The 15,229-nt window shown below is 45.6% G+C and carries 7 protein-coding genes; 2 read left to right on the forward strand and 5 right to left on the reverse strand.

What is annotated here, in order from left to right; all coding sequences use genetic code 11:
* Positions 1 to 86: 86 nt before the first annotated feature.
* Complete coding sequence (locus ALKIM_RS0106780) at positions 87 to 3,161, reverse strand: efflux RND transporter permease subunit (protein WP_026473982.1); 3,075 nt, start codon at positions 3,159 to 3,161, stop codon at positions 87 to 89.
* 12 nt (positions 3,162 to 3,173) lie between these two features.
* Positions 3,174 to 4,205, reverse strand: a complete 1,032-nt coding sequence (locus tag ALKIM_RS0106785) for an efflux RND transporter periplasmic adaptor subunit (RefSeq protein ID WP_026473983.1) — start codon at positions 4,203 to 4,205, stop codon at positions 3,174 to 3,176.
* A 397-nt stretch (positions 4,206 to 4,602) separates the two neighbouring features.
* On the opposite strand from ALKIM_RS0106785, the gene ALKIM_RS0106790 reads away from it, so the two are divergent.
* A complete protein-coding gene (locus tag ALKIM_RS0106790) occupies positions 4,603 to 5,832 on the forward strand; it encodes a hypothetical protein (RefSeq protein WP_026473984.1) in 1,230 nt (409 codons plus the stop codon).
* Positions 5,833 to 5,916: 84 nt separating this feature from the next.
* Here ALKIM_RS0106790 and ALKIM_RS17855 read toward each other — a convergent pair whose 3' ends face one another.
* On the reverse strand, positions 5,917 to 6,522 hold the full coding sequence (locus ALKIM_RS17855) for a hypothetical protein (RefSeq protein ID WP_052345454.1): 606 nt from the start codon (positions 6,520 to 6,522) through the stop codon (positions 5,917 to 5,919).
* A 176-nt stretch (positions 6,523 to 6,698) separates the two neighbouring features.
* Positions 6,699 to 8,231, reverse strand: coding sequence for a glutamate--tRNA ligase (gene gltX / locus ALKIM_RS0106800; protein ID WP_026473985.1), 1,533 nt, complete (start codon positions 8,229 to 8,231; stop codon positions 6,699 to 6,701).
* Positions 8,232 to 8,381: 150 nt separating this feature from the next.
* Here gltX and ALKIM_RS0106805 point away from each other — a divergent pair, with 150 nt between their 5' ends.
* Entirely contained in the window at positions 8,382 to 12,146 is a 3,765-nt protein-coding gene (locus tag ALKIM_RS0106805) for a CotH kinase family protein (protein ID WP_026473986.1), read from the forward strand.
* Positions 12,147 to 12,346: 200 nt separating this feature from the next.
* Here the strand turns inward: ALKIM_RS0106805 and ALKIM_RS0106810 are convergent, their stop codons facing one another.
* Entirely contained in the window at positions 12,347 to 14,908 is a 2,562-nt protein-coding gene (locus tag ALKIM_RS0106810; RefSeq protein WP_052345455.1) for an adenosylcobalamin-dependent ribonucleoside-diphosphate reductase, read from the reverse strand.
* Positions 14,909 to 15,229: the final 321 nt, after the last annotated feature.

A 15,229-nucleotide genomic window follows, 5' to 3' on the forward strand; every position in this document is an offset into this window, starting at 1 on the left:
GGGGAAAACGGGGAAGCAGCCAGTGCCGTTGCACCGCACACTTCCCCAACCTAACCCAAGCATTAACGAAAATGAAAAAACAAGACTTAATAGGCTTTCTTTTTACCGATGATGGCTAGCTTGCCAGTATCGATGCGATAAAATAGCGCATAAAGCACCGGCACCACCAACAATGTGATAATGGTTCCGAACAGAAGCCCAAACATGATGGCCACTGCCATTCCCTGGAAAATAGGGTCGAAAAGCAATGGAAACATGCCCAAAATTGTTGTGAGCGATGCCATTGACACAGGTCTAACCCTGGAAACAGCTGCACGGATAATGGCAATCACCGGCATCTTACCCGATTTTATTTCGATGTTGATTTGGTCGAGCAACACCACTGTGTTTTTAATCATCATCCCGATGAGTCCAAGCCCGCCAACAATGGCGATGAAACCAAAATTCATCCGCGTCACAAGAAAGCCGAATATGATACCAATAAAAGCAAGCGGCACAATCAGGAAAATGATAACCGGCTGTCGGAAATTATTGAATAGCCCAATGGCAATAAGTGCCATTAAAAGGAGAGCCAGTGGCAAATTTTCCAAAAGCGCCCGGTTTGCGGTGTTGCTGTCCTTGAACTCCCCATGCCACTCCAGTTTATAGCCATCGGGCAACGGAAGGTTCTCTATATCGGCTCTAAAACGTGCCAACACAGCCGGTGCGGTAAGACCGTGGGCAGGGTCGCACTGCACTTTTATGGCCCGCTCGCCATTGTATCGTTTGATGAGATAAAACTCACGGTCCACACCCAAAGTATCGATAACCTGCGCAAGCGGCACACTGCTCTGCGAATAGTTGCCCCAAACAGGTATAGTCGCCAGTGTGGCCGGATTACTTTTCGCCGGACTGTCGGTTTTAAGCACCACCGGCATCTTTGTGTTTTCTTCGTAGAAAAGCCCTATTGGCATGCCATCGGTAGCAATTGCAAGCGCCGAAGCCATGGCTCCACGGGATATATTTAGTCTCTGCGCCTTTGCCGGAGAGTAGACAGGCATCAGCGTTTTCACCTCATTTCCCCAGTCATCGTTTACAAATATGGCTCCCGGCTCATGGTGCATAATCTCCTTAGCCTGATTGGCCAATTGAAGCAGCACATCGGTTTGAGGTCCCGAAAACACGGCTTGTATTTTATAATCTCCGCCAATGGCAGAATACTGCCTGCACCGAATAACTGCGTGGGGATATTTATCAGGAAAGTAATCCTCGATACGTTCGATAAGCTGCTGCGCCACCTTGTAATCTGAAGCATCCACAATCAGCTCGCCATAACCCGGACTGAAACTGTTCATAGGGCGCGAAAGTGTATAGCGTACCGGCGAACTTCCCAATGAACTTGTCACATGACGAACCTCATCCCAACTCAGCAACTCCTCCTTTATTTCGCGTAAATCACTTTCAACCTGATAGATATCTGCACCCTGCGGCAAACGGTACTCAACCATAAACTGGTTGTAGTTTGAACCCGGGAAAAAGTCTTTGTTCAGCCATCCAAAGGCGCCAAAAGAAGCTACCAACACAACGCCTGTGGCAATTATAAAAACCAGCTTATGCCAAAGAGCAAAGCGGATGATGCCGCCAAAAACTTTATAAACCGGTCCGTTGTAAATCTCTTTGGATGCTCCGGTCTTCTTCTCATTTTTCTTCCCCTTTTTATAGAATAAATTAGCCATGAAGGGCACTTGTATGATGGCCAAAATCCAACTTAAGCTGAGCGATATAGCCAACACAAAAAACAGAGGCTTTAAAAACTCCCCGGCAGCTGTTGTATTAAATGCCAGCGGCATAAAAGCCAGAATGGCAACCAGCGTAGCGCCTATGAGGGGAATTGCATTCTGCCTGGCTGAATTCACAACAGCCTTCCTGCGCTTTACACCGCGCTCCAAATCGGCCAGAATCCCATCCACAATCACAATGGCATTGTCGACCAGCATTCCCATGGCAATGACGATGGCACCCAGCGAAATTTTGTCGAGTGTCATGCCCATGAAGCCCATCACAATAAAAGTCCCCAAAATGGTAAACACCAGACTACTGGCGATAAGCAGACCGGCCTTCAGCCCCATGGCAAAAAGCAATACCACAATTACAATTGCCACCGATTCGGCTAGGTTAATGGTAAAATCGTTAATGGAGCTTTGAACTTTTGATGGCTGGTCATATATCTTGTGCACCTCAATACCCACGGGGATTTCGCCAATGAGACGAGCCACCGCAGCATCCACTCTTTCGCCCAACTTAATGATGTTATCACCCGACTCCATAGCAATGGCCAATCCAAGGCTCTCACGGTTGTTGTAAGTTAACCCGCCCCTCTTGGGTGTGAGATAACCGCGTTGCACTTCGGCAATGTCGCCCAGCCGAAAACTCTTTCCATTGGCTCCCTGAATGTTCAGTTGTCGAATCTCATCCAACGACTGGAATTTATTACCAACACTAATGCGCAACCGTTGTGACCCTGCCACCAATGTTCCGGCATCGGCCACTTCGCCCTGGTCATTGAGCGTTTGAACAATGGCCATGGGATTTACGCCCAACGCGGCAAAACGCTCAGGTGAAAAAACAATGTCGACCGATTCGGTGCGCTGGCCAATCATTTCGATACGCTTAACACCATCAACCAACAGAAGCTGGCTTTTGAGATAATCGGTATAATTTTCAAGCTCTTTATAGGTGTAGCCATCGCTGCTCACCGCCATAAAAATGCCATATACATCGCCAAAGTCATCATTAATAATGGGCTCCAAAGCCCCCGGCGGAAGCGATGAACGCGCATCATGAATTTTGCGGCGCAGGTGATCCCAAACTTGTGGAATCTCATCCATGGTGATATAACCCTCCATGTGTACCGTAATCTGCGACATGCCGGGCATCGACCGTGACTCTATGTAATCGATGTGTTCCAGTCGCTGAAGGGCTTTTTCGAGCACGTCGGTCACTTCCATATCCACCTCCTGAGCCGAAGCTCCCGGGTAAGGTGTAACGATAACCGCCGCTTTAACGGTAATTTCAGGATCTTCCAATTTACTAAGCCCGGCAAACGAACCGATACCTCCTAACACCATGATGATGAGGAAGGCAGCCAGCAAGGCTTTTTGTTCCAATATCTTATCAAGCATCTCTTCCAGCTGTTATAATGAACTAACTCTCACAAATTGATTCTCGTGAAGTGAGTGCGTACCTGCAACCACCACTTTATCGCGCGTCTCTAATCCAGATAAAATCTCTATCTGTCCGCCATGCAGCAACGCTCCGGTTGATATGGCACGTGATGCAACTTTACCCAAAGCCTCATCATAAACCCACACATGTGGTGCGCCCTGCCTGTAAAAGACAGATTCAACAGGTATGCTCGGATGTGTAACGTCAGCAGCTCCACCATTTACCAGAACTCTTGCACTCATTCCGGGACGCACCAGTTGCGTATCGGGATTTTTCATTACAAGTCTCACCTCAAAAAGATTGTTGCTGTTGGATTTTCCGGCCACCGACTTTACCGCAGCATCAACAGAAATACCCGACACCACAACAACGGCCTTTTGCACAGTTGCCATACGAGCAACCATTGATTCGGGAATTCCAAATACAACCTCCACCTCATCCATATTTAAAATGGTAAAAGCCGGCATACCCGGGGCAATGGTTTCATGACGGTTGATGTTTCGCTGAAAAACATGACCTGAAAAAGGTGCTGTTAATCTGGTATCGGCCAGTGCATTTCTTGCATTTTCCCAGTTGGTTTTAGCGGCCAGCCAGGCTGTCTCCAGCTTATCGATGGTATTTGCAGGTAATTTTCCCTGATTGTAAAGTTCCAGGTAGCGTTCATACTCACCTTTTGCCTGATTATATTGAGCTTCAGCCGCCTGAAAGCGGAGTTGAAAGTCTCGCGGATCGATGGTAGCCAGCACCGCACCAGCCTTCACATAATCGCCCGGCTCAGCGTATAGCCCAATAACCGGCCCACCCACACGAAAGGGCACCTCGGCCGTGAGGCTCTCTTCAATATATGCGTTAAACTCTGATACAGCTATCTGCCCACCGTTATGTGGCATAGCAACTTTTACAATTCGGGGTTGCTTAACCTCCTCAACGGCCTTGCGACCGCATCCAAAAGAGGCAAACAACAAACCAGCTACAAAGAGAATAATAGGTACTCGTTTCATTTTTTTACATTTTATTACAATCACCTGAGGGTCAACATTTTTATGTCAACAAAATTAGTGCGTGAAAACCGGCAATTACAATTTGTGTTCTGGAAGTGAAAAAGCAGGGGGGTTGAAAGGAACAAATGACGGCCTGAAGTGAATGTGGATTGAACAGAGATCTTAATCTTCTCAAAACTTAAGCTGCACTCCCTACGGCTTTGAAACCGCTTCCACAATGCCCGGAATGTAGTATATGTGTACGTTGCATATGTTATATTTAAATCGTGACTTCCAGATTTTGAACATCCGACTCTTTGACATAATAATTTCCCATTAAGTCACCTCTGAAACAAACTATTTTTCTATATTTGATGGCTAATAGCAATCAAAACCTTAGTAACCAACTCAATTCTCAATGAAACATCTTCTACTATCATTCTTGTTTACAATAATTGCTCTCAGCAGCCATTCCCAACGATTTTCAACAGGATATTTTATTAACAACTCGAACGAAAAAATCGAATGTTTAATAAGAAATCCCGGATTTAAAAACCCAAATTCTATCAGTTACAAGCTAACTGAAAACGCACCTCAGGTTAAGGCCCCTATCGATTCCATTAAAGAATTCGGGATTTACGACGAATCAAAGTTCATTAGAAGTGTGGTAAAAATAGACAGGTCGAGCGTGGATATAAAGACGATGAGCATTGATCCAAATCCAGAGTTCAGCGAAGAACAACTCTTTTTGAAATTATTAGTTGAAGGAAAAGCCAGTTTGTACGTATATGAAGAACCCGGCTTAATCAGATTTTTTTATCAGGTAGATGATTCACCAATTGAACAGTTGGTTTACAAAGAGTATAAAACACATGGCGGACAGATTGGAAAAAACATTGCCTTTCAGCAACAAATCGCGAACAGACTCAATTGCCACTCGTTTACATTTCAAACGTTTAGCGAGATAACCTATGAAACGAAAGCATTGGTAGATATTTTTTCTGAGTATAACAAATGTACATCGAGCAACTATACCAATTGGAGGGAAAAAAGAAGGAGGGGCACTTTCAACATTACCTTCAGACCCGGCTTAAACAATACAATGTTGTCAGTTTCAAACTCAAGTGCAAACAATCAGGATGTAGATTTTGGCAGAAAACTGAGTTTTAGACAGGGCGTTGAATTTGAATTTGTTTTGCCATACAATGATAGAAGTTGGTCGGTATGCGTTGAGCCAACTTATCAGCAGTTTGTCTCTGAAAAACAAATGGAGCTTACCTCTGCCATCTTAAACAGAGACTACACGGTAAGTGTTGATTATAAATCCATTGACCTTCCAATAACATTGAGACGTTACTTTGAACTTAACAACGATTCAAAACTTTTTGTAAATGCATCGATTATTGGCGATGTGCTATTCCCATCCTCAATTGATTACGAAAGAAATGGTGCTGAACTTTATAGCCCGCTCAAAATATCCACCGGATTCAATTTTGCCTTCGGAGTTGGGATACAACACAGCAAATATAGTTTGGAATACAGACACCATACCAATCGCCACATTTTAGAGAAATACCAGAGTTGGTCCACCAACTATAAAACATCCTCAATTGTTTTTGGATACAAAATACTCTCCAAAAAGCTATGATGGTTTTAACTATGGCATGCGATGATGAGAAATTAAGTTGTTATTTTTTGGGCAAAGGCCGGTAGTGGCGTGTTAAAAAACGAGCTAAAAAGGATACACTGTGACGCCAAACATCAGCGTCCATATTTCATCAAAATCGACAAAACGGCTTCTGGAAAAGTCCACAAGGTAGCTATCCAGCGTAGATAATTCGGCATATAATCCATACTTGCGCCTCCGCTCCTTGCGGCTATTCAGCAACCACTCGCCACCAAAATAGGGCGACACATAAAACCTGTTCTGGAAGTAGGGGCGCCTTTTGTTGTACACAGGAATTTTCTCGAAAGTATTCTCCGATAGCGCGAGATTGAGACTCAAGCCTGCTTTTAGATTAAACCTGTCGGGAATGCTTCGTCCATAAATATTAAAACTGTTTTTTAATGAAACTACCGGAGCGTTGCGGCTTTTGCCTTCAATAAACTGATGCATGTAGCCAATTAATAGAGTTGGCTCATATACATTGCCCACATTATAGCCTGCACCGGCAGAGATGAAGCCGGCTCTTGTCAGATATTGCATTTTGTAATGATGTGGCGCCCACTCCACACTTTCTGTAGAATGGGAAGTCCGAACCGGCTCCGGTGTCTCGCCCGCTATCGATGTGAAGGCAGCCAAAACAAGCTTTATAATCACAAAAAACGGTCTGTACATTCGTATCTGAACATTTTAAAAATTCAGAAACGAAAGTACAAACCGTGAAAGCCCTTTTTCCTCAATAAAAATACAGGGGCAATAAAATCACTTCCGGGGTGACGATATCAGCGACTAAAGCGAAAGCGCATAAATGATGTTGGTATGCGCTGTTCGTCACCTGCACAAGTTTCGGTTTACGATGCGGGAATCACTTCCACAGCCTTGCGCAGTCGGCTCACCGTTTCATTTTTGCCCAACAACTCGATAATGGTAAACAGGTCGGGGCCAAAGCCGCCGCCAACCAATGCCAATCGCAGCGCATTCATAACGCCTCCAAAATTTTGTTCCTTGGCGGTTATCAAGTCAGAAACCTGTTGCTTCAGTTCTTCGGCCTTCCATATGGTAGCCGTCTCAAGCAGTGCAGCCACTTCTCCAATAAATGCAGGCACATCGCCCTTCCATCGTTTCTTCACCACCTTGTCGTCGTAGTCCGATGGCGCCTCAAAAAAGAAATAACTCTGCTCCCATAGCTCCTGCACAAAATTCACACGCTCTTTTACCAGACCGGTAATTGTGGTAACTGTTTCCAATGATGGCTCAAAACCTTTCTCTCTGATGATGGGCAAGTACAATTGTGCCAGTTCTGCATCGCTTTTATTAACGAGGTATTGATGGTTGAACCACTTGGCTTTATCCGGATCGAACCGCGCGCCTGACTTGTTCACCCGCTCAATGGAGAAGATGTTGACAAGTTCATCGAGAGAGAAAATCTCCTGCTCCGTGCCGGAATTCCAGCCCAGCAAAGCCAGCAGATTGTTAACGGCTTCGGGAAAATAACCCGACTCGCGATAGCCTGATGCCACCTCCCCTTCGGGCGAAACATACTGAAGCGGAAACACCGGGAAACCATCCTTATCGCCATCGCGCTTACTGAGCTTTCCTTTCCCACTGGGTTTTAGTATGAGCGGCAAATGGGCAAACTGGGGCATTTCCGATTCCCATCCGAAGGCACGATATAGCATCACATGAAGCGGCAGTGAAGGAAGCCACTCTTCGCCACGAATGACATGACTGATTTCCATGAGACGGTCGTCCACGATATTGGCCAAATGGTAGGTTGGCAGTTGGTCGGCCGATTTGTACAATACTTTGTCGTCGAGGGTATTGGTGTTGAATGTCACCTCACCCCGAACCAGGTCGCGTGCTGTCACGTCCACATTTTCGGGCATTTTAAACCGAATCACATAAGATTCTCCGGACAGAAGACGCGCCTTTGTCTCTTCATCCGAAAGCGACAATGAGTTATTCAAACTGTTACGGGTAGAGATATCGTAGGCAAAAGTACTTTTCTCGGCTTCATGTTGTGCCCGCAGTGCATCCAGTTGCTCGGGTGTATCAAAGGCGTAATAAGCCCACCCGCTGTCGATAAGCTGTTGCGCATACTGCTTGTAGATTGCTTTACGCTCCGACTGCTTATAAGGGCCAAACGGACCACCTTCTGCCACGCCTTCGTCGAGTGTCAGTCCGAGCCATTTGAGTGACTCGTTGATGTAAGCTTCGGCCCCCGGAACAAAACGGGTGCTGTCGGTATCTTCGATGCGTAAAATAAACTTGCCGCCATGTTTTTTGGCAAACAGATAATTAAACAAGGCGGTGCGTACCCCGCCAATGTGCAACGGCCCGGTGGGACTGGGTGCAAAACGGACTCTTACTTCGCGTTGACTCATAGTTATGATTTCTTGTTTGATGCAAAGATATACAAATCACCCGTAGTTGAGACCTGCAATCCCTTAACCATCGGGTCGATTAATCGGTTATTCCTTTTATTCCCAAAACTATTTTGCTATTTTTAACAACTCACAATCAAATAAGTCACGATGTTAAAATCTACTCGCATAATTCAGACTATCACAATTCTGATATCCTTCGCGTTAGCCACATACAGTGTAAACGCACAGTCGCACACAGTGGTTGTAAATGAAATAATGGCATCCAACTCAAACACAATTGCCGATGAAGATGGTGATTATTCTGACTGGGTTGAGCTATACAACCATGGGGATGAACCAGTAAACCTACTGAACTGGGGTCTATCCGACAACGACTCCAATCCTTTCAAATGGATTTTTCCGGATGTCACCATCCAACCGGGCGAGTATCTGTTGGTTTGGGCATCGGGAAAAGACCGCAGACCTGCTGTTAACTCCTATGTGAATGGAATTCGTCAGGAAGTATTTCTGGATATGACTGGCACCTCTATAAACCATCTATTGAATCACCCACGATACCCTAACAGTCCATCGTACACAAGCATCATCACCGATTTTTTTGAAGCACCTGTTGATTTTGCCGACAACTACGGGCAACGCATGCATGGCTTAATAAAAGCGCCAATGACCGGAAATTACACATTCTGGATTGCGAGCGATGACAATGGCCAGTTACTGTTGAGCACCAGTGAAAATCCTGCCAACGCCGTGATTATTGCAGAGGTTCCGGGTTGGACCAATTCACGTGAGTGGGAGAAGTACAGCCAGCAACGCTCCGCACCGATACATTTGACAGAAGGGCAGTACTATTACATTTCAGCATTAATGAAAGAAGAACAGGGTGGCGACAACCTGGCCGTAAGATGGCAACTTCCGAATGGCACGATGGAAGCTCCCATCGCGGGGCAGCACCTCTTTGTAAAAGATACCGAGCTGCACACCAACTTTTCAATATCTGCATCGGGAGAGCCCATTCTTCTGACACACCCCGATGGCGAAACAGTGCACATTGTAGATGCCATACCCATACCCGGTGATATATCGTACGGACTAAACCTGACGCGTGATGCGCTATTGTTTTTTGAAACTCCCACTCCGGCTGCTACCAACTCAAATAAAGGCTATTCTGAAGTACTTACGCAAATCCCGGTATTCTCGCATACCGGAGGATTTTACACCCAGCCATTTGAACTTACCATCACTGCTGATGAGGATGTGGATATCTATTATACGCTTGACGGCTCAGAACCTGATCCGGACAACGTGAATGGAACAACTTATCAATACAAAAACATATACCCACACGGCGCGCTGCTAAACAGGCAATTCAGGACATTTTTATATGAGACTGCAATACCTGTTACCGACAGGTCGTCTGATGCATATCAAATTGCCGCCATTAATACTGCTTTTAGCACCAGCACGCGCCTGCCAGCATCAAACATCTTTAAGGGAACCGTAATTAGGGTAAAGCCGGTAAAAGAGAATGCGCTCTCACTTCACACATATACCCACACCTATTTCATTACGCCCGAAGGTGAAAATCGATTTGACCTTCCCGTTTTTTCAATTGTAACCGACGAACCAAATCTTTTCGACTACGAGTTGGGCATTTACGTGCCCGGAAAAGTGGCTGTTGACTGGCGTTCAAATAACACCGATGAATGGAATGACGGCCGACCTGCCAACTACAATCAGCGCGGCCCCGAATGGGAGAGGTCGGCACACATTGAGTTTTTCCCGGGCAACGGCCTACCCGCATACGCTCACAACATTGGATTGCGCATTCACGGTGGCTGGAGTCGCGCGCACTATATCAAATCATTGCGCTTATATGCCCGAAGTGCTTATGGCACAGGCAACACTTTTGAATTCCCGTTTTTTGGTGAATTACCCGCTAAAGGAGACCCAGAGCAGACTGTGGAAACGTTCCGTCGACTGATACTTCGTAACTCCGGCAACGATTTTTACAGCACCTTTTACAGGGATGCCCTCATGCAGGACCTTGTTAAGCATCTGCCTTTCGAAACTCAGGCCTATCAGCCGGTGGTTCATTTCATCAACGGAGAATTCTGGGGCATCATTAACTTACGTGAAAGGTACGACCAGCACTACATTGCTTCGCACTACAATCTCGACCCCGACGATGTGGTTATCATGGAGGCTTGGGGCAGTATTGATGTGGGCATATCACAGGACAGGGCACTGTTTTATGACATCCTGAGTTATGCCGAAGCAAACAACATGGCACTTCCAGCTCATTACGATTGGGTTAAGCAAAGAGTTGACATTGAAAGTCTCGCCCAGTTTTATGCGGCTCAAATCTATTTTCAAAATACCGACTGGCCGCAAAATAACATGACCTTCTGGCGCTCCCGCTCAGCCGAATGGCATGAAAACGCAGCTCCCGGGAAGGACGGCAGATGGCGATGGATGCTCTACGATGTAGATTTTGGCATGAATCTTTATGGCAGTAATCAAACGCATAATGGATTGAGCCGGGTAATGTCCTCATCGGCTTCAGACCCCTCGTCCATGTTGTTTAGACGATTGCTGAACAACGCCGATTTTAAAAACTACTTCATCAATGCTGTGGCCGACCAGCTTAACACCTGTTTTAATGCGGCATACATAAGCCAAAAAGTTGATGCGTTCAACGCGCGTTTAGCAAATACCCGCAACGAACATTGGAATCGCTGGCGAAGTGGTAACGATCTGGGCGGTAGCATTAAAACGTTTGCCAGCCAGAGACCCGCCAATTACCGCAGCCATGTAATGAGCGAGTTCGGCATCAGTCAACTCCAAAGTCTCACCGTGAACCGTCAAGGAAATGGCGGTAAAATTCGTGTTAACACCATCGTTATAGATGACGAAACTCCTGGCATCATAAATCCATCCAATCCATATCCTTGGAATGGCCTCTACTTTGGGAGTGTTCCGGTAACTCTTGCTGCCATTGACACACCGGGTTTCAGGTTTGTACGATGGACCGGTGTGAACGGTGTAGATCTCAACGCCAGAGAAATCACCTTTGCACTTAGCGGCACCATATCGGCAACAGCCATATTTGAGCCAGCACCAACATTGGAACTTATTCACTACTGGCACTTTAACTCGCTGGACGATGGTCACATCCAGGAAATATCAGCCAATCTCTCCCTTACCGATGAACCCGCAATCATCAGTTATCCCGGAACGGGCAATGGCTACATGGATCGTGTCAACGACGGATCTGCACTCAATGCAAGAAATGATTTTCCGGCGGAGAGAGGTTTACGTGTTCGAAACCCTGCCAATACAAGGGAGTTGATGATAAAACTGCCTACCACAGGGTTTGAGGAGATTGTGCTCAAATATGCCGTTACCAGAACAAACAATGGCGCTAAAACACAAGCCATCTATTATCAGGATGAACCAAATGCCACATGGACACTTTTTAAGGACAACATTGAAATAACTGAAACATATTCTATTGTCACCGTTGATTTTTCAGGATTAAGTGCTGCCAAAAACAATCCGGACTTTGCCGTGAAAATCTTATTCACTGATGAAAATGCCGCCAACACATCGGGCAACAACCGTTTTGATAACATGACCGTAGAGGGATATGCCGTAAAAACAGATGTAAAAGACGTGGAAGCAGGAGAATCAGTGAGAATATGGCCCAACCCTGCTGTCAGTCATCTCAATATTGAATCTCAGCATCCGGCTGAATCGATTAAGCTGTTCGATATCAACGGAAGAGTGGTCTTTTCATCATCAGGTAATGACAACATTAGGCGCATACCGACAGATAAATTTACTCCTGGCATATACCTGTTGCACCTGCAAACATCCAAAGGCATAGTGATAAAGAAAATAGTGGTTAAATAATTCCTTTGCATAGTGAGACAATTGGAGTCCATCCTCCTATTTTAAATGATGCGTGGTGATACCCAAAAACAGCAGGTTCAATAAACTAATAGCTTTTGGATGTTTTCACCAACTATTTTTTACCACATAGGCCTCGCTAAAAAAGGGCCCGTTCATATCGAACGAGCCCTTTTCCTTCTTTACATTATTGGCACATCAAATCATCCACATTTTGAAGAACCACAGTCCTGACAAATCAGACATCCCTCCTGGTAAACCAGGTTGTCGGAGCTGCAGTTTTCGCAATGTCCCTTCCGAGCTTTGGTTCCGTTGGGGATATATTTTTTAAGGGCTCTCTCTACACCATTTTTCCAGTTGTTGATATTCTCGTTGTCGAGCTGCAAGCCCGAAACCAGATGCAGCACATCCTCGATGGGCATGCCATGACGCAACACACCGGAAATCAGCTTGGCGTAGTTCCAGAACTCCTTGTTAAACTTGAACGACAATCCTTCGATGGTAGTTTTATACCCTCTCTTATTCACATATTGGAAATCGTAACGTGACGAATCATCTTCCTCAAAATTCTTAATAATATTGCCCTTCAGCACCGACTTGGGAAGCAAAATTCCTTCATCGTCATCGGCCAAACCGGTAAAAATCTCATACGGCCGACCATCTAACAAACCCACAAATGCAATCCACTTCTCTTTGTTGTTCTGAAAACGAACCACATCAGCCTCAAGTATCTGCGGGCGTTTTTTCGGGAACTTAGAGGGCTCCTCCTCTTTCTTCTCTTTGGAACTTGCTACGAGCACACCTGCACGCGAGCCATCACGATACACGGTAACACCCTTACAGCCACTCTTCCATGCTTCCACATATAGCTGCCCAACCAACTCCTCAGTGGCATCGTTTGGCAGGTTGATGGTCACACTGATGGAGTGATCCACCCATTTTTGAACCTGACCTTGCATGCGCACTTTGCTCAGCCAATCCACATCATTGGATGTTGCTTTGTAATAGGGCGACTCCTTAACCAGCTCATCCAACTCCTCTTGTCCATAATGACGTGTAATGTCATGGCCATTGGCATCCATCCATGTCAGGAACTTATGGTGAAACACGTTGTACTCCTCCCAGCTGTCGCCAACCTCATCCACAAAATCTACCCGCACCTGCGGATCATTGGGATTCACTTTGCGTCTGCGTTTATAAACAGGGAGAAAAACTGGCTCAATACCACTTGTTGTTTGAGTCATCAAACTGGTTGTTCCTGTTGGGGCAATGGTAAGTAATGCAATGTTTCTGCGACCAAATTTTGACATACGTGCATACAACTCCGGATCAGCCTCCTTGATTCTCTGAACGAACGGATTGTTTTTTTCACGTTCCGTATTATAGATAGGAAATGCACCCCGCTCGGCAGCCAAATCAACTGATGCGCCATAAGCTGCCAAAGCAAGATTCTTGTGCACCTCTACCGAAAACTCGGTAGCAATATCGCTACCATAACGCAAGCCAAGTGCAGCAAGCATATCCCCTTCGCCGGTAATGCCTACACCGGTACGGCGTCCTTCGGTTGCTTTTCTGCGAATGTTGAGCCAAAGGTTCTTCTCAACCCGTTTCACCTCTTCCTCTTCGGGGTCGTGGTCAATTTTTTCGAGGATGGCGTCAATTTTCTCCAACTCCAAATCGATGATATCATCCATAATACGCTGAGCTGCACCCACGTGCTTACGAAACAGGTCGAAATTAAATTTCGCCTCTGGTTTAAAAGGATTCTCAACGTAAGAATAGAGGTTTACGGCTATCAACCGGCAGCTGTCATAAGGACACAACGGTATTTCACCACACGGATTTGTGCTCACCGTTTTATATCCCAAATCTGAATAACAATCGGGCACCGACTCACGAATGATGGTATCCCAGAAGAGAATACCGGGCTCGGCAGATTTCCAGGCATTGTGAACAATTTTAGTCCATAAATCCTGAGCATTAATCTCCTTCTTATATTTAGGATTGTTGGCTTCAACGGGATACTGCTGAATATAGGGACGCTCCTCAACAACCGACTTCATGAAGTCATCATCAATTTTTACCGACACATTGGCACCGGTAATTTTTCCCTGCTCCATTTTTGCATCGATAAACTTCTCTGAGTCAGGATGCTTAATTGAGACACTCAACATCAGTGCGCCGCGTCGGCCATCTTGTGCCACTTCGCGAGTAGAGTTTGAAAAGCGCTCCATAAACGGAACAATACCGGTTGACGTGAGTGCGGAGTTTTTAACCGGCGACCCTTTGGGACGGATATGCGACAAATCGTGCCCCACACCACCCCGGCGCTTCATCAGTTGCACCTGCTCCTGATCTATTTTCATAATGCCTCCGTACGAGTCAGATGAGCCATCATTGCCAATAACAAAACAGTTGGATAGCGAAGCTACCTGAAAGTTATTGCCCATGCCGGCCATAGGCCCCCCCTGCGGAATGATGTAGGTAAAGTTTTTAAACAAGGCAAAAACCTCCTCTTCCGACATGGGATTGGGGTAACGCTTCTCGATGCGCACAATTTCACGGGTCAATCGCCAGTGCAGATCATCGGGCGTAAGTTCATAAAGATTGCCATCCGAATCTTTAAGTGCATACTTATTTACCCATACGCGAGCTGCCAATTCATCGCCTTTGAAATACTCCAAAGCTGCCTTAAAAGCCTCTTCGTTGGTGAAGAGTTTTTCAGCTCCGCTTTCGGTTCGTTGTTGCATCGTTGTAACTTCCATCTCAATTGTTTTTTTTTAATTCCCTGTTAGGGTGATGATTATATTTTTTCCTTTTGGATAATTTTAATGATGGCAAGTTAGAAAAGGTTATCCCTTTCGGCAAATATTTTTTATCAACAACCCACCAAAGTTGTCCAAAACAAAAACCCTATTCACTTATTTCCAATACACTAACAACAATCGTACACCTCAAAAGTTTTCCAAAAAGAAAAACTTATGAATGTTTTAGCTTTTTTAAATTCCAATTCTTGGAAAATTCATTGACTCTGAAAACAGGCGAGATAAACAGTTAAAAACAACCTTTTTTAACAAAAACAGAGG

The organism is Alkaliflexus imshenetskii DSM 15055 (assembly GCF_000517065.1).
In the GTDB taxonomy this organism is placed as follows: domain Bacteria; phylum Bacteroidota; class Bacteroidia; order Bacteroidales; family Marinilabiliaceae; genus Alkaliflexus; species Alkaliflexus imshenetskii.